At 54.1% G+C, this 22,563-nt stretch carries 20 protein-coding genes; 14 read left to right on the plus strand and 6 right to left on the minus strand.

Annotated features, from left to right (window positions below; all coding sequences use genetic code 11):
- Positions 1-2: 2 nt before the first annotated feature.
- From Q3O59_RS10740 to agaR, 4 genes are all read right to left on the minus strand, one after another.
- On the minus strand, positions 3-1,157 hold the full coding sequence (locus Q3O59_RS10740) for an SIS domain-containing protein (RefSeq protein ID WP_305945584.1): 1,155 nt from the start codon (positions 1,155-1,157) through the stop codon (positions 3-5).
- Positions 1,154-2,455 (minus strand): D-tagatose-bisphosphate aldolase, class II, non-catalytic subunit, encoded by a 1,302-nt coding sequence (locus Q3O59_RS10745; protein WP_305945585.1) that lies wholly within the window; start codon positions 2,453-2,455, stop codon positions 1,154-1,156. The genes Q3O59_RS10740 and Q3O59_RS10745 overlap by 4 nt, the downstream gene beginning before the upstream one ends.
- Before the next feature lie 77 nt (positions 2,456-2,532).
- Positions 2,533-3,900 carry a Gfo/Idh/MocA family oxidoreductase gene (locus Q3O59_RS10750; protein WP_305945586.1) on the minus strand — a complete coding sequence of 456 codons (1,368 nt, stop codon included), beginning with the start codon at positions 3,898-3,900 and terminating at the stop codon, positions 2,533-2,535.
- A 15-nt stretch (positions 3,901-3,915) separates the two neighbouring features.
- Complete coding sequence (gene agaR, locus Q3O59_RS10755) at positions 3,916-4,698, minus strand: transcriptional repressor AgaR (RefSeq protein WP_305945587.1); 783 nt, start codon at positions 4,696-4,698, stop codon at positions 3,916-3,918.
- Between the two features lie 323 nt (positions 4,699-5,021).
- On the opposite strand from agaR, the gene Q3O59_RS10760 reads away from it, so the two are divergent.
- From Q3O59_RS10760 to Q3O59_RS10795, 8 genes are all read left to right on the plus strand, one after another.
- Positions 5,022-7,820: a TonB-dependent receptor gene (locus Q3O59_RS10760; RefSeq protein ID WP_305945588.1), complete on the plus strand. Its 2,799-nt coding sequence runs from the start codon at positions 5,022-5,024 to the stop codon at positions 7,818-7,820.
- 158 nt (positions 7,821-7,978) lie between these two features.
- Positions 7,979-9,247 carry a sensor domain-containing diguanylate cyclase gene (locus Q3O59_RS10765; RefSeq protein ID WP_305945589.1) on the plus strand — a complete coding sequence of 423 codons (1,269 nt, stop codon included), beginning with the start codon at positions 7,979-7,981 and terminating at the stop codon, positions 9,245-9,247.
- Positions 9,244-11,157, plus strand: a complete 1,914-nt coding sequence (locus Q3O59_RS10770) for a TonB-dependent receptor plug domain-containing protein (RefSeq protein WP_305945590.1) — start codon at positions 9,244-9,246, stop codon at positions 11,155-11,157. The genes Q3O59_RS10765 and Q3O59_RS10770 overlap by 4 nt, the downstream gene beginning before the upstream one ends.
- Positions 11,154-11,657, plus strand: a complete 504-nt coding sequence (locus Q3O59_RS10775; RefSeq protein ID WP_305945591.1) for a YfiR family protein — start codon at positions 11,154-11,156, stop codon at positions 11,655-11,657. Before Q3O59_RS10770 ends, Q3O59_RS10775 begins: the two co-directional genes overlap by 4 nt.
- An 89-nt stretch (positions 11,658-11,746) precedes the next feature.
- A complete protein-coding gene (locus Q3O59_RS10780; RefSeq protein WP_305945592.1) occupies positions 11,747-12,475 on the plus strand; it encodes an ABC transporter ATP-binding protein in 729 nt (242 codons plus the stop codon).
- Positions 12,475-14,829 (plus strand): ABC transporter permease, encoded by a 2,355-nt coding sequence (locus Q3O59_RS10785; RefSeq protein ID WP_305945593.1) that lies wholly within the window; start codon positions 12,475-12,477, stop codon positions 14,827-14,829. Before Q3O59_RS10780 ends, Q3O59_RS10785 begins: the two co-directional genes overlap by 1 nt.
- A gap of 4 nt (positions 14,830-14,833) precedes the next feature.
- A complete protein-coding gene (locus tag Q3O59_RS10790; protein ID WP_305945594.1) occupies positions 14,834-16,036 on the plus strand; it encodes an efflux RND transporter periplasmic adaptor subunit in 1,203 nt (400 codons plus the stop codon).
- A 134-nt stretch (positions 16,037-16,170) separates the two neighbouring features.
- Positions 16,171-16,497 (plus strand): TraR/DksA family transcriptional regulator, encoded by a 327-nt coding sequence (locus Q3O59_RS10795; RefSeq protein WP_305945595.1) that lies wholly within the window; start codon positions 16,171-16,173, stop codon positions 16,495-16,497.
- Between the two features lie 8 nt (positions 16,498-16,505).
- On the opposite strand, the gene Q3O59_RS10800 is transcribed toward Q3O59_RS10795, so the two are convergent.
- Positions 16,506-17,396 (minus strand): MBL fold metallo-hydrolase, encoded by an 891-nt coding sequence (locus Q3O59_RS10800; RefSeq protein WP_305945596.1) that lies wholly within the window; start codon positions 17,394-17,396, stop codon positions 16,506-16,508.
- Between the two features lie 111 nt (positions 17,397-17,507).
- Here Q3O59_RS10800 and Q3O59_RS10805 point away from each other — a divergent pair, with 111 nt between their 5' ends.
- From Q3O59_RS10805 to Q3O59_RS10830, 6 genes are all read left to right on the plus strand, one after another.
- Positions 17,508-18,257 carry a sulfite exporter TauE/SafE family protein gene (locus Q3O59_RS10805; protein ID WP_305945597.1) on the plus strand — a complete coding sequence of 250 codons (750 nt, stop codon included), beginning with the start codon at positions 17,508-17,510 and terminating at the stop codon, positions 18,255-18,257.
- A 16-nt stretch (positions 18,258-18,273) separates the two neighbouring features.
- On the plus strand, positions 18,274-18,675 hold the full coding sequence (locus tag Q3O59_RS10810; protein WP_305945598.1) for a rhodanese-like domain-containing protein: 402 nt from the start codon (positions 18,274-18,276) through the stop codon (positions 18,673-18,675).
- Between the two features lie 9 nt (positions 18,676-18,684).
- Positions 18,685-19,086, plus strand: coding sequence for a YeeE/YedE family protein (locus tag Q3O59_RS10815; RefSeq protein WP_305945599.1), 402 nt, complete (start codon positions 18,685-18,687; stop codon positions 19,084-19,086).
- Between the two features lie 10 nt (positions 19,087-19,096).
- Entirely contained in the window at positions 19,097-19,510 is a 414-nt protein-coding gene (locus tag Q3O59_RS10820; protein ID WP_305945600.1) for a DUF6691 family protein, read from the plus strand.
- A 79-nt stretch (positions 19,511-19,589) separates the two neighbouring features.
- Positions 19,590-20,759 (plus strand): cation diffusion facilitator family transporter, encoded by a 1,170-nt coding sequence (locus tag Q3O59_RS10825; protein WP_305945601.1) that lies wholly within the window; start codon positions 19,590-19,592, stop codon positions 20,757-20,759.
- Positions 20,760-20,831: 72 nt separating this feature from the next.
- A complete protein-coding gene (locus Q3O59_RS10830; protein ID WP_305945602.1) occupies positions 20,832-21,866 on the plus strand; it encodes a porin in 1,035 nt (344 codons plus the stop codon).
- 12 nt (positions 21,867-21,878) lie between these two features.
- On the opposite strand, the gene Q3O59_RS10835 is transcribed toward Q3O59_RS10830, so the two are convergent.
- The gene (locus tag Q3O59_RS10835; protein WP_305945603.1) at positions 21,879-22,457 is read right to left on the minus strand and encodes a hypothetical protein; all 579 of its coding nucleotides are present in this window, start codon (positions 22,455-22,457) and stop codon (positions 21,879-21,881) included.
- Positions 22,458-22,563: the final 106 nt, after the last annotated feature.

Consider the following 22,563-nt stretch of genomic DNA (forward strand, 5'->3'; position numbering starts at 1 on the left):
CTTTACCCCGTACCCAGCGGATAAATGGTGACGCCCTGCACCACCCGATTCACCAAACCGGACGGGCATGGGTTGTCCGGGGAGACGCCCAGCTCCAGCGCTTTGAAAAATGCCAGCAGCTGACCACAAAGCGCGTACGGAAAACACAACCAGATGTCGTCGGCTGCTTGATAATCAGCCACCAAATACTGCGAAGCCAACTGCACCGAGATGGCTTGCTCATCCTGAGTCAGCTCCTGATGCATATCGAGATCATAGCGTCGACTGTAGGGCTGAAAGGCGTCCAGCAGCAGCAGCTGAGTACGGCTATTTACCAGGGACTTGGGCCCATGGCGAAAACCCAGAGCCGTGTCGTAGAAGCTCGGGATTTTACCCGCGGTCAGCTCCAGATACTTCAGCGCCAACTCACGTGCTACCGCTTGCAGCGGACCCGAGCCAAGAAACACCATCCGCTCACAAGGTTGCGCTGACAGTGTTTTTAGTTGCGCCACCCGTTGCTCCAACAACTGCTGGCAGCAGTCAATCATCCGTCTGGCCTCTGAGGGGGCGGCACCGAACAACAACAAGGTGGCCAGCAACATACAGCTATAACTGCTGGTCATGGCAAAGCTTTGATCATTGGCTTCAGGCGGCATTAACCATAGCCGGCTGGCCGGATCGGCCTGCGCCATCAACGCCAATTTGCCTTCGGCATTGCAGCTAAGCACCAGATGATGGCTGCCCGGGTGCAACTGCCTGACCAATTCAGCAGCAGCCACACTTTCCGGGCTGTTGCCAGAGCGGCCATAGGAAATCAGCAATACCGAGCTATCCCCGGCCAGGTAGAGCTCAGGATGGCTGACCAGATCGGTGGTAGCGATGGCGTCTACCCGATGCCGGCTGCCCAGTTGCTGTTGCAGATAAGGCGCCAGTGCCTGCCCAATGAAGGCCGAAGTGCCTGCCCCGGTCAGAATAATGCGCATGCCAGCCTGCTGCTCCAACTGCTGCCACCAGGCCGTTAAACCAAAATGCTCTTGAGCCACCTCGTGCAGCAGCTGTTGCCATAAAGCGGGTTGCTGGTTGATTTCAGTGGCCGTAGCAGTCGCGCCAGCTCGTCGCAACTCGGCGGCAGTGAGGCCTAGGCAGCTGCTCAAATCCCGTTCAAGTATCGTATTCATTGTTGGAGCTCCTGCTGCTGAAAACCACAGGCCTTGGCATAACGCGCCAGCACCCGCTGAATATGTCGGATCACCAGCTGCTCTGGGTCTGTTGTCAAGGACTGCACCGATTCAGGCACCGTATGCTGCGGCAGGAACTGGTGCAACAAGGGCTGGCTAAGCGTACAGCCACGTAAATTGCTAAATAAACGCGCTACCGCCTGTTGCAGCAATGGCTCTGGCCAGTAGTAGCGTATTCGATCACTGTAGCTGTAGAGTTGCAGCTGCACCAGTTCAGCGCCTTCTGCCCGGTAAAACTTGTGCCAGTGCTGTGGTTTTTCGGCCATCAAAGCCAGGCAGGTGGTGACAAGGGCCGAGCTTTGCGACGCAGGTATCAACTGCTGTTCCAGCAAAGCCAAAGCAAACAAGGCCTCACGCAGTGCAAAAGTCAGCTGAGGCCCAACCTTTAAAATAGCAAAATGCCCCTGCACCAGCGCCCGATACGCCATGCTGCTCTGGTAATCGGTTGAATGGGCTTCAAACACCAGCCCCGGTTCAGCTTGAATAAAAGCGGTTAAATCATGCGCTTTGTCTGCATCAAAGGCATGCACCTGGCTATTATCGAACTCAACACCGGGTTGCACCACTACGGCAATCACCCGGGACCAAACTTCTGCAGCCAAACCCGCCGCGGCAAATGCCTGCTTGTGGGCTTGCAGTGTTGCTTTGACGCTCGCAACCGAAGTCGGCGCAATGCCCTGCTCCAGCTCAGCGACGCCGCCAGGAGGCGGTACTTCGGTGCCGATGACATAACACAAAGACCCAGCTCGCCCCTTAGTTGCCGCGCTTTGCTCTGCCACCTGGCAGAGTTGAGCGGCCCGATCAGCAATCACCTCGTCGCTTAACACCGCCGGATCATCGGCGCAGGGCATGCTGGTATCCAGGTGGATTTTTTCAAAGCCTGCCGCAACAAAAGCCGCAATCAACACCTCGGCTTTCGCCATGGCTTGTGCCGCGGGGAGATATTGCCAGCACACCGGCCCCAAATGGTCGCCACCAAAAATCAATTGCTGCTCGTTAAAACCTACCTCAGTGGCAAGTTGACGGACAAAGGCTATAAAATCAGTGGGTGCCATGCCGGTGTAACCGCCATCCTGATTGACCTGATTGGCTGTCGCTTCAATCAGCAAGGGGCTTTGGTCCTGCTTCGCTTGCAGCAAAGCCGCTTTCAGTACCAGGGGGTGGGCAGAGCAAACAGAATATAGTCCTCGTTGCTGACCGGTTTTATTGGCAGCAAGGATGGCGTGCAGTGATTGCATGAGTTCCTCAATCGAATCAAAAAAGCCGGGGACTAAGCCCCGGTAAAGGGCAATAAATGAACGACTAGCTGTCGGGCTTAGCTGACAATGCCAAGCGGCTTGCCAGTTTCCCAGGCACCACGGGTAAAATCCGGTATGTCTTTGGAGTTACCGCGATCAGCAACCGAAGCCACAGAGAGCGGCAGAATCACCGACCAGGCAGCACCATCGTACACATCCTGATCCAGCGGCTCTCCGTTACGGAGGCAGTAAATCATCCGCCAGCACATCAAAAAGTCCATGCCACCATGGCCGCCTTGCTTTTCTGCTTCCTGCCCCATCCGAACCCAAAGTGGATGCTCGTACTTTTTGTACCAGTAATCCATATCATGGTCCCAGTAGTGGAAGTCTTTGCGACCTCCGTTTTCGAGCGCAATCCGGTTGGGGAAACCGGCAAAAACCCCATTGGTGCCTTGAATAAGATTGTGCCGACTGTAGGGCATGGGTGTGGTGGTATCGTGCTGCACCATAATGGTCCGGCCTTTCACCGTCTTGATGATGCTGGTGTTCATGTCCCCATGAATAAAATTCAGTTGATTGCGTGGATGATTCGCAGGAAATTCACGTTTGGCATAGGCCGCCCGACCAAGGGCTGGCGAGCTCATCGAGGTCATGTAGTCAAAGCGGTCACCCCGGTTGATGTTCATGTACTGCGACACCGGCCCAAGTCCATGGGTTGGGTACAAATTGCCATTGTGCGTAGTATGGTAATGGGTGCGCCAGGAACCGGTTTTGCGATCCATCTGCTTCATTTGCCAGCGCAGTTCATGGATGTAGGCCGCTTCGCCGTGCAGCAGCTCGCCGAACAGGCCTTGACGCACCATGTTCAGGACCATCAATTCATCGCGGCCATAGTTGACGTTTTCCATCATCATGCAGTTCAGCTGGGTTTTTTCAGCGGTATCCACCAGATCCCACATTTCAGCCACGGTCAGTGCCAGTGGCACTTCAACAAAGGCATGTTTGCCGGCCAGCATGGTATCTTTGGCCATCGGATGGTGCCATTCCCAGGGGGTGGAAATGATCACAATATCAATATCATCGCGTTCCAGCATGTCGCGGTAGGCGTAAGGATGATCCCCGTACACGGCTGGTTTGTCGCCGCCGAGCGAAGTCACAATCGAGGAAGCCCGCTCCAAAACCAAAGGATCGGTATCGCAAATCGCAGTGACCACAGCGCCATCGATGTGGCAAAAGTGGCGCACAAAGCCGACACCCCGCTCTCCTACACCAATCAGTCCAACCCGAACCGTGTCCATTTTGGGCGCCACCAGGCCCATCACACTCTTGCCTTTGGCTGCCGGGGTATAGGCCCCGCTGGCCTGACTACTGCATCCTGCCATGGCGCCCAATGCTGCGGTTGCCATGGTGGCTTTTAAAAAGGATCGACGATTCAGTTTGGACATTTTCATGCTCCTGTCTTATTTGCTCTGTTTGACCAGATGTAAGCGCACACCCTGTCGTTCTAATGCCTGGACGTACTCAGCCGGAATGCCATCATCGGTTACCAGCGTGTGGATCCTTTGAATAGGGCAAATGCGATGAAATGCCCGGGCATCAAATTTGGATGAGTCCGTCACCACGATAATTTCACTGGCGATTTCGCACATAATGCGATTGAGCACCGCCTCTTTTTCAAAGTGTGTTGCCAGCCCGCTTTTTAAATCAAAGCCGTCAACCCCTAAAATCAACTTGCTAAAGTGAAAGTCCTGCAAACTTTTTTCTGCCAGATGCCCATAAAACGACATCGACTTTTTCCGCAAGACACCACCGGTCAGCATCACCTGCACGTCTTCCGCCTGCGATAGCTCCATGGCAATGTTCAAACCATTGGTCATCACCACCAGATTCTTGCGATCGACCAGGTTGGCAGCTACTTCCTGGGTGGTGGTGCCTGAATCCAGCAGGATCTGTTCATCGTCCCCCACCAACAGCGCCGCCGCCTTGCCAAGTTGCTGCTTCAATGCATGGCGGTGATGGCTTTTTTCTTTCAGTGATAATTCCCGGCTTAGCTGAGAATTCACCATGGCCCCACCGCGCGAACGAACCAGCAGCTTTTTCCGGTCCAAAACACCAAGATCATTGCGAATGGTCACCTCGGATACGGCAAAGCGCTCTGAAAGCTCCTTCACCGAGACCTTGCCATGCTGCTGGGTCAACCTGACTATTTGCTGCTGCCGCTCAATCGTATTTAATCCACTCATATCAAGTCCGCTTGTTGTTATCGCTTCATCATTAACGTCAAGATAACACCTTCACAGACTCTTTCAAATGCTTACGATTCATTCTGCAGTTCACACAGCTTGCATTCGCTTGCCATCAGCCTGCTATTAGATTTACCAGCCCCAAAAACAAAAAGCAAGAATTAATTTTTTTTGGTTTCACTATTGATCAATGAGCAAAAAACAGGCTATAAAACCACAATCGAAATCAATATAGACTTTCGATACCTTTCGAATTGTATGGCAACACCAGGAGAGAAGTACGGTAAATCGTACGGCACCAATAACAAAACACAGGGGACATTATGAAAAAGCAATCCTTTACGCCCAAGCCATTGGCGCTAGCCTTGGCGGGTCTATTCAGTCTGCAAGCGCCAGCCAGCTGGGCCGAACAACAAATACAGGACGATGATGAGATTGAGCGCATCCAGGTGAGCGGTATCCGGGGCAGCATCAGCGAATCGCAGTTTTTAAAACAAAATGCGACCTCTGTGGTGGATGTGGTGGTGGCAGATGACATCGGCAAGTTTCCAGATGAAAACCTGGCTGAAGCCCTGCAACGCATTCCGGGAATCACCATCACCCGCAACAGTGGCGAAGGACAGAACATTTCTGTCCGAGGCTTAAGCGGTGGCTACAACACCACCACCCTGAATGGTCGTAAGTTGGCTTCTGAATTTGCCGGTCGCGATTTTAACTTCGATACCATTGCCTCTGAACTGGTCAATGTTCTTAGCGTGTACAAGTCTCCTGAAGCCCGGCTTATTGATGGCGGCATCGGTGCTGTCATCAACATCGAAACCCGCAAGCCATTGGCGCTGGATGGCCGAACCGTGGCGGCTTCAGTCAAGGGGATCCACGAGTCCCGCTCAGGCGACATCCATCCACATGCCTCTTTTATCATCGGTGATAAGACCGCCGATAGCCGGCTGGGCGCTTTGTTTTCCATGGTGTATTCACGCAAAACGCTAAGAGCAGACACCTACAGGGCCTCAGGCTTTGATGATGAAGACGAGGACGCCTTCCTGAATGTCGATATGAATGGCGACGGTGTGATCAGCGATGACGAGCGCTTTCCTTCTCAAATCCCGATGTACATGTACTTCGCCAATGCTCAGGATGTTCGAACCCGCATTGGCAGCTCGCTGGCCCTGCAATGGCAACCCAATGATCGACTGGATTTAAACCTGGATGCCTTGTATTCCCGCTACACCACCGATGGCAGCTTTTACGAGATCGGCTTTGTGAATTACGATGAGTCCTGGACGCCCAGCACGCCCATCTTTACCGACCCTAATTTTGACGAGTTGGGACGGGTGAATAAAATTCGTCAGACCGGCCCGGAAACCATGGTCGAACTGCTAAATCGCACCACACCAAGGCGCAGCGATACCTGGCAACTTGGCACCAATGCCCGCTTCTACCTGAATGACGAGTGGACACTGGAAGCAGATGCCGCCTACTCCGAAGCCCGCAATAAAAACAACGGCGACAATCGCTTCATTGTTGCCCGTGGCTTTGTTGATGCAATTGATATCGATTACAGTACCGGCCATATGCTGCCGGATGTGGTGATTGAGCCAGGCTTAACGGCCGATCAGCAATACGGTGCCCATTACAGCTTAAGCTCCGGTACCGGAGTGAAAGACAGCGTGACCGATTTAAAGCTGATGACGCAGTACCAACCCTTTGGCGGCATCATGACCCGGTTGGATGCCGGCCTGACCTATTTGCGCCAAGCCAAGCAACAAGACGGCTTTCAATCCCGCAACCCCAGTCAATTTAGCCGCGGCGGCTACTTTCTGGAGCAAGATGGCTATGCATTTGATGACAGTACGGTGTTCCAGCGTGGTGCGTTCGAGCTTTTTGCCATTCCATCCTCGGTTTTTCGCCCAGCAAACTTTGATAACTTTTTAAAAGGTGAAAACAGCTTAACTCCACAACCCTGGCCCAGCTTTGACTACGATGATCTGGTCGATTACTACCGTACCATCAATGAAGACGCCGCCAATGCTGGCATTGTTCCTAGTGTCGTACTACAGAACAGCTACCGGGTAACTGAAGCAGTCACCGCAGCCTTTGTTCAAGCGGATTTTGAAAGTGAACTGGCAGAGATGCCTTATGTGTTGAACCTTGGTCTGCGAGCCAGCCGCACCAGTGTCGACTCCACCGGCTTTAGCTACGACTTTAGCTTGATAGAGCTCAACCCCGAGACCGGCGAACCTGTCAATAACGACTGGCAAGATGAAGTCCGGGATGTCGGCTTCAGTGGCAGCTACACCAATATTCTGCCCAGCATGAATTTCCGCATGCAATTGCGCGATGACCTGCAGCTGCGCGCATCGGCTGCAGAAGTGCTGAGCCGACCGAGCCTTGGCTACCTTCGCCCCTGGGCAGCACCAAACTTTACCAGCCGTGAACAAGGCTTGCCAGTGCTAAGCCGAGGCAATGCCAATGTAGAACCCGAGCGCGCTCGTCAGGCCGATCTGGTGCTGGGCTGGTTTTTTGCCGAAGCCAGTGCTTTAAATGTGGGTGTTTTCTACAAAGATATTCTGTCGTTTATCAGCTCTGAAGGAAAACCTGGTGTGGTTGAAGGGATTGAATACTTCATTTACGAGCCAGTCAGTGGTGATTACGGTGCTTCGATTCGTGGTTACGAGCTGGCCTGGCAACAGTCCTTTGCTGACTTTCTGCCAGCCCCGTTTGATGGCCTGGGTTTCTTGCTGAACTACACCTATGTCGACAGCAACTATGAAGACCCCGAGTTAAAAGCAGCTGGCCTGCCGTTTCAGGGCATGTCGAAAAACTCCTACAACGCCGTGTTGTATTACGAGCAGTATGGTCTGCAGGCCCGGTTGGCGTACAACTGGCGCAGTAAGTACCTACTGAACCCGGATGCCTGGGGCGGTCCAGCCTGGCACGCCGCTTATGGTCAGCTGGATGCCAGCTTAAGCTACGACATCAACGACAAAGTCACGGTGTTTGCCGAAGCCTCCAACCTCACCAATAACAGAGCCTGGCATTACATTGACCGGGACGACCAGGTGTCCTATCTGGAACGTTTTGGTACTCAGCTTTCTCTGGGAGTACGCGCCTACTTTTAGGTAGCGCCTTTGTGGGCGCCATTGCGGCGCCCTTTTTTATGGCACCTGGTCAGCAGCTGTCATCAGGGCGTGCTCTCAGCTATCACAACGACTGGAATGTTTATTTTTTTCAAAGATGTGCCAGACTTAACTGACCTCGCATCAGTTTCTGGCACCTTATGGGACAACCTGAGCGCTATCATTCACTGGCACGGCAGCTGACCCTGCAGAATCTATTGATTATTGCAGTCAGTCTATTGATTGCAGGTAGCCTTAGTTTCTCTTTGTTCTGGACTATGATGATGCAGCGTCTGGAATCCTCCTCCTTGCTGCACGCCACCCAGCTCGCCAGTCAAATCGAGGTGATGCTGGTGTTCGGAGACCGCAGTGCCGCCGTCGGAGAACTCAGCTATCATGCCGACTACCGACCGGCCAATGAAATTGGGGTCTACCAAGCCAACGCAGACCTTTTTGTCTGGTGGCCAGAGACAGCAGTGCCCAGCGCACAACAGCCTCCTACTCTGGATGTTTTACCAAGCCTTAAGCGAAACAACAGGGAGTTGATCATTTGGGTTCCAGTGATTGGTAAAGATAGGGTCGAAGGTTTTGTTTACATTCGCGAGCAACTTGACCAGGAGTATGCCTGGCTAACGCGTTTCCTTGCCGGTCAACTGATGCTCATTGTATTGGTTTTTGTCGGAGCAGGTATCTGGTCGTGGCATGCAAATCGTCGGGCGTTTCGGCCACTCAAAGCTCTGACAGAGCTGGCAACCGAAGTATCCCACAGTCGCAACTTTAAGCTGCGCGCTCCCATCCGGCAGCACGATGACATTGGGCGATTAAGCAGTCATTTTAATGAACTGCTAAAACGACTTGAGTTTTGGCAACGCGATATGCACCAGCAGCTGGTCGAGCAACAGGCCCACAGTGACGCCATGCAAGCACTGGCGCATTGTGATGAGCTTACCGGCATCAATAATCGCCTAACCTTTAACAAGCACTTGGGGCAAGAGGTTAATTACACCCTCACGCAGCAGCAGAAAATTGCTTTACTTTTCATTGATCTGGATAACTTTAAGTTCGTGAATGATACCTTTGGTCACAATGCAGGTGATTTCGTGTTGCAGACTGTGGCTGAGCGGCTGCAAGAATGCGTAAGACAACAGGATGAATGCTATCGCCTGGGTGGTGATGAGTTTGCGATATTGATGCGTTCAATTCCAGATGCTTTGGCAGCTGAGCAGCTGGCAAAGCGTATTTTGCAATCAGTACAAGAACCAATACATTACTTGCAACAAGTTATGCCCATCGGCTGCAGCATTGGCATTGCCTTATGTCCAGAGAATGCAGACAATGCAGCCTTGTTGCTGGAACAGGCAGATCAGGCCATGTATCAGGCTAAACATACTGGCCGCAACCGATTTGTTCGTTATGGAGCCCCGGTATGAAAAACGCTGTCTGGCTATTCACTCTATGCAGTTGCTTGCTAAGTGCAGCGGTACCGGACTTAGAGCAGCTTTTGCAACAGCCTCATCAACAGGTACCGCAGAACATCACCGTCTCGGGACGCTTCTCACAAAGCAGTGCCAACACACCAGGCCCTATCTACATTGTCACCGCCGAGCAGATTTCAGCACTGCAATTACGAAGTCTTGGTGATATTTTACGTTTATTCCCCGGTTTGCATGTGATGCAAGACTCACATTTTACCTATTTAAACTCTCGAGGGATCGGCCAACCCGGTGATTTTAATTCTCGGCTATTGTTCCTGATTGATGGCGCGCGAATAAATGAAAATACCGATGGTGCCGGTCTGCTCGGTGAAGAGTTTTTTCTCGACACCAAACTTATCGACCGGGTAGAGTATCACCCTGGAGCCCCTTCGGCAGCCTATGGAGCCAATGCCATGTTGGGCGTCATTCATGTCGTTACCAAACGAGCAAGAGACCTGTCTGGTGTGCGAGCTCTGACAACAGTAACCAATCATGGACAACAAAAAGTTCAGCTTCTTGCCGGTACTGGCAGCTCGGAAAACTTCGAAGGCTGGCTATCCGCCAGTTTAACCGATCAAAAAAACATACCCATTCTGCTGGAGGACGATCCAGGCCTGGATCCTGCCCTCAACAAAGAGCTTATTCGCAAGTTAAGCGGCAAAATTCAGTGGCGTAACACCAGCTTGTTACTCAGCACAGCAAACCGACAGCGAACCAGCCCGCTTTTTACAGAGAATTTAACTCTGGAAGAGTTGGTCAGCGATGAGTACAACAAAAATTACATGGCATCACTCAGACATGACCATTATTTTTCACCTGAGCTCAGCGGCTATTTCACCTTGAGCTCGTTTCAAACTAAATTTCATCGGACCGATCCTCTTGTGTTGGATCACAACAGTTGGACCCCCTACACCACCGAGCTAAGTGGTCGCTGGACAACCCTCGACGCTCGAATCCATTGGCAACCAGGCCCAACATGGAGCTGGTGGAGCGGCGTTGAGCTGATACGAGACCATCGCCAGGTAACGGAGTTTGCCCTTCCCGAGCTCGACTTTACAGAGCGACTGCAAGGCCAAAACTTCCATCTGGGTTGGTACAGTGAGCTGCACTGGCAACTGAGACCAACACTGAGCGGCCAGGTTGGTATTCGATACGACCAGGACGACTTCGATCTACACCACTACAGTCCTCAGGCAGCCTTCATCTGGCACCCTACCCCCAAACTGCAACTAAGTCTTCGTCATGGCCGTGCTGCAAGAGCTGCCAGTTTTATCGAGCGCATCTACAACGATGAGCTCGAGGTTGCACGCCCAGAGCCAGAACGCATCCAGTCTACCGATCTGTTACTGCGCTTCCGCGTCAGTGATCAATTGCATCTGTTCAGCAATCTGTATCAAGCCCGGTTAAAGCAACTTATCTTTGAACCTCATCCTTTGCCATACTTTGTCAATGCCATGCCTGCCGACTCCAAAGGTGCCGAATCTGGTTTCGAGTGGCGCCGTAAAGCACTTCGCTGGCAGTTGTCTGCCAGCATCCAACATTCATCTCAGGCTAAATCGGCTCGGCTTGATAACTCGCCAGCCCGCCTGCTCAAGTCTCAACTGGAATGGGCCATCCATCCGAACTGGCAGCTGCATTGGCAAGTCTATGGCGTGTCAAAGCGTCGCTATGATGAGCTGAGCCTGCCAGGTTATCTGCTTCATCAGTTGGGGCTGCAATGGCAACCGTTGCCTACGCTGACGGTGGGGCTGTCACTCAACAACAGCACGAAACAACATGCCTTGGAAATCCCGGCTATTTTCTATGAAGCCTACCAACAGCAACCCCGGAGCCTAGCTTTACAATTGCAGTGGAGGCTAAGATGAAGGCAATACCGCAAAGCATCTCGGTACTGCTGCTTTGCAGCATCTTTTGGCTTCCAGCCCCAGTGAATGCTGATACCGAGCGGCTGGCAGCTTTACTGATCCGCTTTAGTCAGTATGCCGAGCTGCCCACTCAGTCAGACCGTGCTCGACTGTGCGTATTGCATGATCAAAAAATGATGGAACCGCTCAATCGCTTATTGCCTGATTTCAGTCAGTTTGAACCAGAGGCATTGCTGCTGACGAGCCCTGACCAGCTCCGGCAATGCCATATCCTTTGGTCTGGCTTTCCCTACTGGCCACCCGATGAGTGGCTGGGACAACTGCACCGACAGCCAATGCTGTGGATTTCGGATCACCCGGATTTATTCCGACGAGGTGTACTGATTTCTGTGCACTACACTCCCCAAAGTATGCGTTTTCGGGTTAACTTAACTCAGGCAAGAAGCCAGCAAATTCGTTTTAACTCCCGGCTACTGCAACTAGCCCATGAAATCATTTAATGACTTCTGTTGCGCACGATCAACGTCTTGTTCCCCGCTTCAGCTACACTGTTAAAAAATGAAATAATCAAACCGCATGGAGCAGCTGGATGCAAGCTGGCAGAGCAACGACCAAAGAACTTGTTTTTTCGGCTTACCAATTAACCCGACACTACCAGATGGGCGATGTGCTGATCCAGGCACTGCGAGGCGTAGATCTGAACCTGTACCGCGGTGAATTTGTGGTGCTGCTGGGCGCTTCCGGCTCGGGCAAGTCCACTCTGCTCAATATTCTGGGCGGGCTGGACAGCGCCAGCTCGGGCGAGTTGCGCTATGGCGATACCGTACTCAGCCAGGCCAACGATAAAGCCCTGACCCGCTACCGCCGCGAACAGGTTGGCTTTGTGTTTCAGTTTTACAATTTAATTCCTAGCTTAACTGCCCTTGAGAACGTCGCCCTGGTGACCGACATCTGCCCGGGCGCAATGACACCAGCTGAGGCTCTGGCGCTGGTGGACTTAAGCGAGCGTTCTGATCACTTCCCATCCCAGCTCTCCGGTGGCGAGCAGCAGCGAGTCGCCATTGCCCGCGCCATCGCCAAAAAACCGAGGGTGTTGCTGTGCGATGAACCTACCGGCGCACTGGATTCGAAAACCGGCAGCAAGGTGATGGCAGTGTTGCATCAAATCAATCAGCAGCTCGGCACCACCACCTTGGTGATCACCCACAACGAAGTCATCGCCGACATGGCCGATCGGGTGATACGGTTAAAAGACGGCCAGATTGTCGACATAACGCGCAATGATGCGCCTAAATCCGCTGCCGAGCTGCATTGGTAATGCAGGCCCTGCAACGCAAACTCTGGCGCGATCTGCTGGCAATGAAAGGCCAGATAGCCGCCATTGCTGCGGTCATTGGCGCCGGTGTCATGGTGCTGTTTTTGTCCGTCACCACCCTGGATATGCTGCAGCGCGCCCAGCTCAATTTTTATCAGCAAAGCCACTTTGCCGATGTCTTTGTCGAATTGACGCGAGCTCCCGAGCACCGGCTGGCCCAGCTACAGCAACTGGATGGCGTGCATCAGGTGCAAAGCTCGGTGCGGGCGCCGGTGCGGCTGGAAGTGGCCGGCTTTAACGAGCCAATCCGTGGGCTGATGCTGTCGCTGCCCGAGCAAGGCTTGCCCTTGCTGAATCAACCGCTGCTGCGCCAGGGCAGATTGCCTGAGGCAGCCGATGAAGTGGCCATTAGCGAGCCCTTTGCCAAGGCCCATCAGCTGCAACCAGGCGATCAGCTAAGCGCCATCATTCAGGGCCGGTTGCAGCGCCTTCGGATCAGTGCCATCGTGCTGTCGCCAGAGTTTATTTACCAGCTGGGGCCGGCCGACTTGCTGCCCGACTACCACCGTTTTGGCGTACTTTGGATGCCGCGACGGGCACTGGCCCATGCCTTTTTGATGGATGGCGCTTTTAATCACCTGAGTGTCAGCCTGCAACGCGGTGCCAACCCGCTGCAGGTATTGGATGAACTGGATCTGCTGCTGGCTCCCTACGGCAGCCGCGGCAGTTATTTGCGCAGCGAGCAAAGCTCTCACCGCTTTTTAACCGAAGAGCTCGAACAACTGCAGGTGATGGCGGTGTTTCTGCCGACGCTGTTTTTGGGCGTCGCCGCTTTTTTGCTCAATGTATTGATTGGGCGCCTGGTGCGCAATCAACTGCAACAAATTGCAGTACTGAAAGCTTTTGGCTACAGCCATTGGGCCTTGCTACTGCATTACCTGCAGCTGGCAGCCTGCATCGTGGTGCTGGGCGTGTTGGTTGGCATTGGTCTTGGGCTCTGGGCAGCCAATGGCCTGGCAGAGCTATACGGTCGTTACTTTCATTTTCCCGAGCTGGAACTTCGGGTGCAGCTGCAGCATCTGGCGCTGGCCTTGCTGGTGGCGCTGGGTGCAGCGCTGCTCGGGGTGTTCAATGTATTGCGACTGGTGGCCAAACTGCAGCCGGCTCAGGCAATGCGCCCTCCGGCACCTCCACGTTTTCGGCGCAACCGGCTGCAAGCCTGGCTGCTCGGCCCCTGGCTCGGTCAACTGAACCGGATCATCGTCCGCAATCTCTGGCGTCACCCTCTACGAAGCCTGCTGTCGGTGCTGGGGATAGCCCTGTCCTCCGCTTTGCTGCTGGTCGGCAGTTTTCAGTTTCATGCGTTACATGCTTTGTTGGATATTCAGTACCGCCAGATCCTGCAGATGGATACCCAGCTAACTTTCACCGAAGCCAGCCCGGATCGGGTATTGGCAGAGCTGCGGGCAGAGCCAGCTGTTTTGGCAGTGGAAGGGTTTCGCCTGGTGCCGGTGCGCCTGCACCATCAGCGCAGCAGCTACCGCACCGTGATCCAAGGCATGGAAGCCGAGCCGCAGCTGCGGCGATTGCTTGATGCCGAGCTAAACCCAATCCGGCTGCCACCCGACGGACTGGTGCTGACCCGTTACCTGGCTGATTACCTCGGCGCCTCGGTTGGCGATGCGCTCGAAGTCGAGTTGATGGAAGGGGCTAACAAGCGGCTGGCCATCACACTTGCCGCTGTCGTGGATGAGCCTGTTGGGGTCAGCGGCTACATGGAGCGCCGGGCGCTGAATCGCTTGCTGCAGGAGGGGCCAGCCCTGTCGGGTGTCTGGCTGTTGACCGATGCGACCAAGCGCCAGGATTTGCAGCAACGGCTACAGCGCCAGCCCAACCTTGCTGGTATCAGCCTGATGAGCGACATTGAAAGCCAGCTGCGCGATTACATTCAGGACACCCTGCTTGGCATGATGGCCATTCTGGTGTTGATGGCCGCTTCCATTACCTTTGCGGTGATCTACAACAATGCCCGCATCGCTTTGGCGGAGCGCTCACGCGAGCTCGCCACCTTGCGGGTTCTCGGATTTGAGCGCTATCAGGTCGGCTGGGTGCTGGCCGGTGAGGTTTTGCTGCTGACCTTGCTGGCCATTCCGCTTGGTTGGTTATTGGGCACCGGCTTTGCCTGGTCGATGCATCAGGCGCTCAGCATGGATTTGTTCCGGCTGCCTTTTGTGCTGAAGCCATCCAGTTACGCGCTGGCGACCCTTGGGGTCCTGCTGGCTACCTTGCTGTCATTGAGCCTGATGCTAAAACGCTTCGCCAGACTTGATATGATTACCGCCTTAAAAACGGAGTAATGCCATGAACAACCCCCTTAAACGCAGCCTGTGGACGATCCTGGCCCTAGGCCTGCTGCTGGCGCTGTTTTGGGCGCTGCGACCTGCCCCGATGCAGGTGCGCATCAGCCCGGTGCAGCAAGGCTACTTTGCCGAAACCATTGAGGATGAGGGCCGTACCCGCCTGCGGGAAACTTACAGCATATCGGCCCCCATCGATGGCTATCTGCATCGGGTGGTGCTGGAGCCGGGAGACAGTGTGCAAGCCGGCCAGGTGTTGTTTTCATTAGAACCCGCCCCAGCCCCGGCGCTGGATGCACGCAGTCTGGAGCAAGCCCGTGAGCAGGTATCGGCAGCCCAGGCACGCTTGCTGGCTGCCAAAGCCGGTCTTGACAGCAGCTTGCAAGAGCGCCGCTACGCTGAACAAGAATATCAGCGCCATCAGGGCCTGCAGCAACAAGGTGTGATTTCCGCCACCCAGCTCGACCGGCTGCGCCATGACTGGCAACGGGCACAAGCGGCTGAACGGGTGGCCACCGCCGCCGTGGAAGTAGCCCGCTACGAAGTGGAAAATGCCCGAGCTGTGCTGGCTATTACCGATGGGAGTCGCAGCGGTGAAGAGCGCCTACTCAAGGTACTGGCGCCGGTCAACGGCCTGGTGTTGCAGCGTCAGCGCTGCTGCGAAGGCGTCATTATGGCAGGAGCCCCAGTGCTTACCCTGGGCGATCTGAATCAGCTGGAAGTGCAGGTGGACTTGCTATCGGCCGATGCGGTGCGGGTAAGGCCAGGCATGCCAGTCGAGCTGGAACGCTGGGGCGGCGACAGCAGCTTGCAGGGTCTGGTTCGCCGGATTGAACCAGCCGGCTTTACCCGGGTGTCGGCGCTTGGTGTCGACGAGCAGCGGGTGCCGGTGCTGGTAAGCATTGAGTCCGGCCCTGAACTATGGCAGCAGCTTGGCGAAGGCTACCGGGTCGAAGCCCGCTTTTTACTCTGGCAACAGCACGATGCCATCAGCATACCAAGCAGTGCACTCTTTCGCGAACAGTATCAGGGCGAAAGCCGCTGGGCTGTTTTTGTCGTTGCCAATGGCAAAGCCAGGCTGCGCTGGGTGACGCCGGGGCGACGCAGTGGCCTTAGCACACAGATTGAAGCGGGACTCACTGCCGGTGAAAAGGTTATTACCCACCCACCGGCCAGTTTGCACGATGGGGATGCTGTGCGTTGGTGATGCTGTACGCTGGTGATATGGCTTGTTGGCAATAAGAGGCGTTGCTAAGGCCCTTGCGCCAGATCAAGGCGCAGCCCGCAAAACAAGCTACACTGGGTGGGATCGTCAGCGTAAACCAGAGCGGAGGAGATGCCATGCCCTTGCAACAACTGAAACAAGAATTGCTGCAACGAAAAATGAAGCTGGAGCGCCAAATTGCCGCAATCGAGCATGATTTTCGTCAGGGCCGTAGCTCCGATCTGGCCGAGCAGGCACAAGAGCGGGAAAATGATGACGTCCTAAGTGCTCTGGAGCAAAAAGCCGAGCAAGAGCTGCAACACATCAACCGGGCCTTAACCCGGATGGAGCAAGGTAGCTACGACCGCTGCTCGGTGTGCCAGGATGTGATTGCCATCGAGCGGCTTAGCGCCATTCCTTACACCACCCTGTGCATTGAATGCGCGAATCGCCAAAGCCAATAACTTTCGGCTCAGTCAAGCTGAGCCGTTCCTTTCAGTGGGATCTTGATGTACGCCGTGCCATTGCCTTCTTTTGATGGCAACTGCCCGCCGCGGATATTTACCTGCACCGAAGGATAAATCAGCCGCGGCACGGCCAGAGTGGCATCGCGCGCCGTGCGCTTTTGCACAAAGTCCTGCTGCTGTGTTTGTGCCGCAACATGGATATTTTGCTGTTTTTGCTCCCCCACCGTGGTTTTGTAACGCAATTCACGGCCATTGGGCTGGTAATCATGGCACATGTACATCGGAGTCTCATCCGGCAATTGATACAGCCGCTGAATGGACTGATAGAGCACAGCTGCATCGCCGCCTGGAAAATCGCAACGTGCCGTGCCTGCATCCGGCATAAACAAGGAGTCACCCACAAAAAGATGACCGGCTATCAGATAGCTGACGCTGTCGTTGGTGTGCCCCGGTGTGTTGATGACCCGTCCGGTCAGAGCGCCAATCTGGAAAGTCTCGTCATCATGGAACAGATGATCAAAACAGTCGCCCTTGGCGGTCAGCTCTTCATCGCCGATATTAAACACCACCTTAAAGGTCTGCTGCACCTTGCGAATGCCTTCACCAATGCCAACCCGGGCGCCGGTTTTTTGCCGCAGGTAATGCGCAGCAGATAAATGATCGGCATGGGCATGGGTTTCTAAAATCCATTGCAGCTTCAGCTCATGCTGCTTCAGGTAGGCCAATACCTGATCGGCACTGCGGGTATCCACTGCGCCGGCAGCGGCATCGTAATCGAGCACAGGATCAATCAATGCCGCCACTTTACTGCTCTCGTCCACCAGCAAATAGCTGAAAGTACTGCTATCGTTATCAAAAAACATCTCAATGTGCATCGGCTGCTGTTGCGTGGTCATCGGGGCACCTCTTTTAAATTAGACTTCACTAAATAGTGATTGCATCATAGCTGAGCACAGTTTAAAATGCAATTCAGTTATATGCATATTCTTTTTTGGAATATATGAATTATGTTAGCACTCTTAGGCGCACTTATTATAGGTCTTAGTCTTGGTTTATTTGGCTCAGGCGGCTCAATTCTTACCGTCCCGGTGCTATTGTACCTGTTAGGCATGCCGGCAGAGTTAGCCATTGCTTCATCACTGCTTATCGTCGCAGCCATCAGTGCTTTTGGCTCTTTTCACAATGGTTTTAAGCGACTCATCAGCTGGCGTCATGTCTTTTGGTTTGGTATCCCGGGCATGTTTGGAACCTATCTGGGGGCATGGGCCGGGACTCTGGTCGACAGCCGTTGGCAGTTGCTGGTGTTTGCCCTCTTGATGATCGTCGCTGCTTTCTTTATGTGGCGCAGCCAATTGAAAGATACCGCGAACCAACTCGCTTTTAACAAGGCCAAAGTCTTGGCTGATGGCCTGGTGGTAGGTGCAGTGACCGGCTTTGTCGGCGTCGGTGGTGGTTTTCTTATCGTGCCAGCATTGGTGCTGATGGGCGGCTTACCCATCGTCATTGGGGTTGCCACCAGTCTGGTGGTGATCGCCTTAAAATCCTTTGTCGGCTTTGCCAAATACTACGTGGTCTTTACCAATCAGGGGTTAAGTTTCGATTGGACCGTCATTGCGCTGATGATCGTGGCAGGTATTGCCGGCAGTTATTTAGGTGCCTGGATAGGCCGCCGTTTACCTAAAGAAAAACTGCAGAAGGGTTTTGCGGTATTTTTAGCCGTTATGGCAGTGGTTGTCGTAACTCAATCCGTTATCTAACAAGTTGGAGATACAGATGAAAACAGCACAACAATTGGTAGCAGAAGCCAAAGCAGGCATCCAGGAAGTCGACCTTGATCAGCTTTCAGATTACCTGAAAACACATCCTGAACCCAGATTGATTGATGTGCGTGAGCCAGCCGAGTTTGCTCAAGGCCATATTGCCGGTGCGGTCAATTATCCCCGCGGCGTGCTTGAAATGCAGTTGGCCAACCATCCAGCCGTCGCAGCCAGTGGCTGCGCTGCAGAGGTTGCACTGGCGCAACTGGCGGCAGAGCCACTGTATTTAATTTGCCGCTCTGGTGCGCGCTCCGCTCTGGCAACCGAGTCATTGCAACGCATGGGCTTTTCAAAGGTGTACTCCGTTGCACCGGGCATGCAGGGCTGGCTGGACGCAAAACTCCCTATTGTGAAATAAGAGGTGATCATGGAAAACTTTACTCCGCTATCCGCTTTGATTGGTGGCACCTTTATTGGCTTGGGAGCTTTATTGCTGATGGCCGCGCTTGGCAGAATAGCTGGGATATCCGGTATTGCCAGCCAGGCCATTTTCCAAAAGCAAGACCGCAGCTGGCGGCTGGCTTTTGTTGCAGGCTTGCTACTCGGGCCTTTGCTGGTGGCACTGGTTATCAGCGATTTTAGTTTCAGCACCCCTGAGCTTGGCCCACGAACCCTGATTGCCGGCTTGCTGGTTGGCCTTGGCACGGCCTGGGGCAGTGGCTGCACCTCAGGACATGGCGTTTGCGGCATTGGCCGTTTCTCGCCACGCTCCATCACTGCCACCCTTGTGTTTATGGCTGTTGGCGTTCTCGTCGCCAGCTTGTTTTAAGGAGCCCTCCATGCAACTCATCATCGCTTTTGTCGCCGGTTTGTTGATGTCCATCGGCATCGCCGTTTCCATGATGATCGATCCGGCCAAGGTATTGGCATTTTTGGACCTGTCTGGCAACTGGGATCCCAGTTTGGCTCTGGTTATGGCCGCTGCTCTTGCCGTGTACAGTGTCGGTTTTCGGTTGGTCCGCGGCAAACCGGCACCTTTATTGGCGGAAAAATTTCAGCTGCCTACAGCGACCAAGCTCGACAAGCCTATCCTGATTGGAGCTGCGGTATTTGGTCTTGGCTGGGGTCTGGTCGGTTATTGTCCGGGGCCCGCATTGGCCGCTCTGAGTTCAGGCAGCTTTGCCACCCTAAGTTTTGTCCTTGCTATGGTTGTTGGCTGGTATTTAGCAAGAAAATGGCCATTGCCTCATTAGCACTTTGGGCGCCTCTTGACGCGAGGCGGCTTGGTGACTAACACTGAAGGCATCTGTCTCGTTATAGCAGCGCTCTGACATGAGGCATTCACATATTGGAGTCACATCCCTGCAGCAGGATGCAGCGCACGCCAGCAAAGTAACGCTGGTCGGTGCGCTGTTTGATGCGCTGCTTGGCGTAGTGAAAATCATCACCGGCCTGCTCGGTCACTCCGCTGCCCTAGTGGCCGATGGTGTGCATTCTTTGTCGGATCTGGCAACCGATCTGGTAGTCCTTATCAGCATCCGGCTGGGAGGGCGAGCCCCCGATCAAAACCACCCTTTTGGTCATCGCCGTATTGAAACCCTCGGCACGATGATCCTTGGCTTAATGCTGCTGGCCGTTGCCATCGGGTTGGTCTGGCAGAATGCTTTCAGCTTATGGCAAGGCCAGAGCAGCACTGTACCGACCTGGCCGGTATTGCTGGTAGCAGGCCTTTCCTTTGGTATCAAAGAGGGACTGTACTGGTATACCATCAAAACTGCCCGCTCATTGCAGTCAGAGCTGCTGAGCGCCAATGCCTGGCACAGCCGTAGTGATGCGCTCTCTTCCATCGTGGTGCTGCTAGGGGCTGGCGGTGCCATGCTGGGTGTCTGGTGGCTGGATGCAGTCGCCGCGATGCTGGTGGCCGTATTGATTGGCTGGATCAGCTTGCAGTTGCTAACAGGCAGTCTGGCCGAGCTGATTGATACTGCCGTCTCCATCGAGCAGCAACAAGCCTATCGGGCACAGATCCTGCAAACTCAAGGCATCCTTGCTATCAATGCCCTTCGTAGCCGCACCAGTGGCGGTAAGGTGCTGCTGGAGCTCAAGCTGGAAGTCGCGCCACGACTCAGTGCCTCCGAAGCCCACTGGCTGGGGCAACAGGTCAAACAACAGCTTAAAAAGCAGTTCACTGAAATCGGCGATATCCTGGTGCACATCAACAGCCCGGCCAGCACCCTGCCTGAACAGCTGACAAGCAGCTCTATTCGCCCAGCTCTGCAGCAAGCTATGGAAACTTTGCTGCAGCGCTATCAACTCGAAGCAGCCGATGCTGAGGTTTTTCTCTACTACCAGCAACCTATACGGGCCGATATTTTGCTCAGCTCCCAAGCGCAAGCAAGATTCGCTAAAATAAGCACAAGACAACTGCTGCATCAATTGCAACACATCTGGCCGCAGAGCAGGCAACTGCAAATTCGGTTTTATCAGCTAAAAGCAGACTAGCCTGACGAATAGTCTTTTATTCCAGCGCAGTCCCAACTACCATAATGACAAAATTATGAAGAGAATCCTTTGATGAAAAAAAGCCGCCTTATCCATGCCGCAGCCGTTACCATGGCACTGCACAGCACTATGGCCATCGCAACTGAGTTTGGCATTTATGGCCGGGCGCATCTATCTGTTGATCAGCTGGACAACGGCAACGACAGAGGCCTGAATATCTCCAGCAACGCCAGTCGCTTCGGTATCCGCGGCTCCCAGCAAGTGCAGGACAATCTGACGGTATTGCTGCAAATTGAAAGCCTGATCCGCCTGGATGAAGGCAGTGGCGACTGGGCCTCGCGCAACAGCTTTTTGGGACTGCAAGGTGACTTTGGCCTGGTGCGGGCCGGTTTTTTTGATACCCCACTAAAAAATGTCCGCAGCCGAACCGACTTGTTTGGCGATCAGGTCGGTGACGCCCGCAACATTGTGCGTGGTGGCGGGGTCGATATGGATCGGCGTTTTCGCAATGGCTTGCATTATCAGACGCCGGCTTTTCAACAGCTCACCTTCGACCTGCACTATTCACCGAACGACCGCAGCGGCAGCAACACCGACAACAAAGACGATGCCATCAGCAGTTCCGTTACCTTTGACAACAAAGAACTGATGTTGATGCTGGCCTATGAACGGCGCAGCCGTCCAGAAAATAATGCTCTGAGCGGATATCGGGCCGGTGCAAGTTATCGCTTAAACGACCAATGGCGGTTAACCGCCTTTTGGCAAAGCAGTGAAAACTTTAATGGGGGTAACCGGGATGCGTATGGCATTGGTGCTGCTTATCGAGTCAGTGACGCCTACAGTGTAAAAGCCCAGCTCTACCATGCCGGCGATGCCAATGCTGACAACAGCGGTGCCACCATGCTGTCGCTGGGCCTGGACCGGCGCTTTGGCCGCCAGCTCACCCTGTATGCAGCGGCAGCCTTTACCAACAACGCCGACAATGCCAGCTTTAATGTCTCGGCCGGTGGTGGCCATGGCAAGCAGTTGGCGATTGAACCCGGCCAGGATCCCTATGCACTGTCGCTCGGTGTGGTGTACAACTTCTCGGCCAACTTTGGCGGCTAACAGACTTGTAGCCTATGGATGCCCCCATGGCGCTGGGGGCACTTTCTCCAGCGGCTGGCTCAGATCAAAGTCGAGCCGCCAGGTCCAGTTGTCACCGCTAAAAGTGCCGTAGGTGTAGCGCTTACCTGGCACGATTTCGATGCGCCATCCCAGTGCAGAGCCATCTTCGGCGGTCCGCTCAGTAAATAGAAAAGCTTGCTGCTGTGGTGTACCCCTGTCTATCGACAAACCACCATACATGGTATTGCTCTTATCGGGCTCCCCCGAGCTTAAGCGGTGATCATGCCGCAGCTCCAACTTGCCATCCTGCCAACTGTAGCGCCAGGTACGGGAGCGATCCCAACGGCCATCTGCATGGCCGATATGAAATGGCAATGCCAACAGCTCGCTGGAGCATTCACGAAAATGCACAATCAAGGTTTCATCCCCTTGCAACAAATCCGGCCGGTCGTCCCGCGCAATGACGCGCTTGCCTTGATAAGCCTGGCCGCAATGTTGCGCCATATTTAGCCAAAACTGTGCCGCCGCTTCATTGTCGGTTGCTACCGCAGGATTTAAGGCTCCAACCAGCAGCGTCATGATACTCAGCATTTTTCTCACCTTGTGACAAACATAAAGAAAGGCAATCTAGCACAGCCCCAGGCCAGAGAAAACCAGCTCGCATCCACCAGCGAAAGCATCTATGCTCTTTAAAAGC

The sequence above is a fragment of the Alkalimonas delamerensis genome (assembly GCF_030717955.1).
GTDB classification, from domain to species: domain Bacteria; phylum Pseudomonadota; class Gammaproteobacteria; order Enterobacterales; family Alteromonadaceae; genus Alkalimonas; species Alkalimonas delamerensis.

Coding starts and splice junctions, on each gene's coding strand:
- Q3O59_RS10740 (WP_305945584.1), bottom strand. CDS start 1,157: ATGAATACGATACTTGAACGGGATTTGAGCAGCTGCCTAGGCCTCACT.
- Q3O59_RS10745 (WP_305945585.1), bottom strand. CDS start 2,455: ATGCAATCACTGCACGCCATCCTTGCTGCCAATAAAACCGGTCAGCAA.
- Q3O59_RS10750 (WP_305945586.1), bottom strand. CDS start 3,900: ATGTCCAAACTGAATCGTCGATCCTTTTTAAAAGCCACCATGGCAACC.
- agaR (WP_305945587.1), bottom strand. CDS start 4,698: ATGAGTGGATTAAATACGATTGAGCGGCAGCAGCAAATAGTCAGGTTG.
- Q3O59_RS10760 (WP_305945588.1), top strand. CDS start 5,022: ATGAAAAAGCAATCCTTTACGCCCAAGCCATTGGCGCTAGCCTTGGCG.
- Q3O59_RS10765 (WP_305945589.1), top strand. CDS start 7,979: ATGGGACAACCTGAGCGCTATCATTCACTGGCACGGCAGCTGACCCTG.
- Q3O59_RS10770 (WP_305945590.1), top strand. CDS start 9,244: ATGAAAAACGCTGTCTGGCTATTCACTCTATGCAGTTGCTTGCTAAGT.
- Q3O59_RS10775 (WP_305945591.1), top strand. CDS start 11,154: ATGAAGGCAATACCGCAAAGCATCTCGGTACTGCTGCTTTGCAGCATC.
- Q3O59_RS10780 (WP_305945592.1), top strand. CDS start 11,747: ATGCAAGCTGGCAGAGCAACGACCAAAGAACTTGTTTTTTCGGCTTAC.
- Q3O59_RS10785 (WP_305945593.1), top strand. CDS start 12,475: ATGCAGGCCCTGCAACGCAAACTCTGGCGCGATCTGCTGGCAATGAAA.
- Q3O59_RS10790 (WP_305945594.1), top strand. CDS start 14,834: ATGAACAACCCCCTTAAACGCAGCCTGTGGACGATCCTGGCCCTAGGC.
- Q3O59_RS10795 (WP_305945595.1), top strand. CDS start 16,171: ATGCCCTTGCAACAACTGAAACAAGAATTGCTGCAACGAAAAATGAAG.
- Q3O59_RS10800 (WP_305945596.1), bottom strand. CDS start 17,396: ATGACCACGCAACAGCAGCCGATGCACATTGAGATGTTTTTTGATAAC.
- Q3O59_RS10805 (WP_305945597.1), top strand. CDS start 17,508: ATGTTAGCACTCTTAGGCGCACTTATTATAGGTCTTAGTCTTGGTTTA.
- Q3O59_RS10810 (WP_305945598.1), top strand. CDS start 18,274: ATGAAAACAGCACAACAATTGGTAGCAGAAGCCAAAGCAGGCATCCAG.
- Q3O59_RS10815 (WP_305945599.1), top strand. CDS start 18,685: ATGGAAAACTTTACTCCGCTATCCGCTTTGATTGGTGGCACCTTTATT.
- Q3O59_RS10820 (WP_305945600.1), top strand. CDS start 19,097: ATGCAACTCATCATCGCTTTTGTCGCCGGTTTGTTGATGTCCATCGGC.
- Q3O59_RS10825 (WP_305945601.1), top strand. CDS start 19,590: ATGAGGCATTCACATATTGGAGTCACATCCCTGCAGCAGGATGCAGCG.
- Q3O59_RS10830 (WP_305945602.1), top strand. CDS start 20,832: ATGAAAAAAAGCCGCCTTATCCATGCCGCAGCCGTTACCATGGCACTG.
- Q3O59_RS10835 (WP_305945603.1), bottom strand. CDS start 22,457: ATGCTGAGTATCATGACGCTGCTGGTTGGAGCCTTAAATCCTGCGGTA.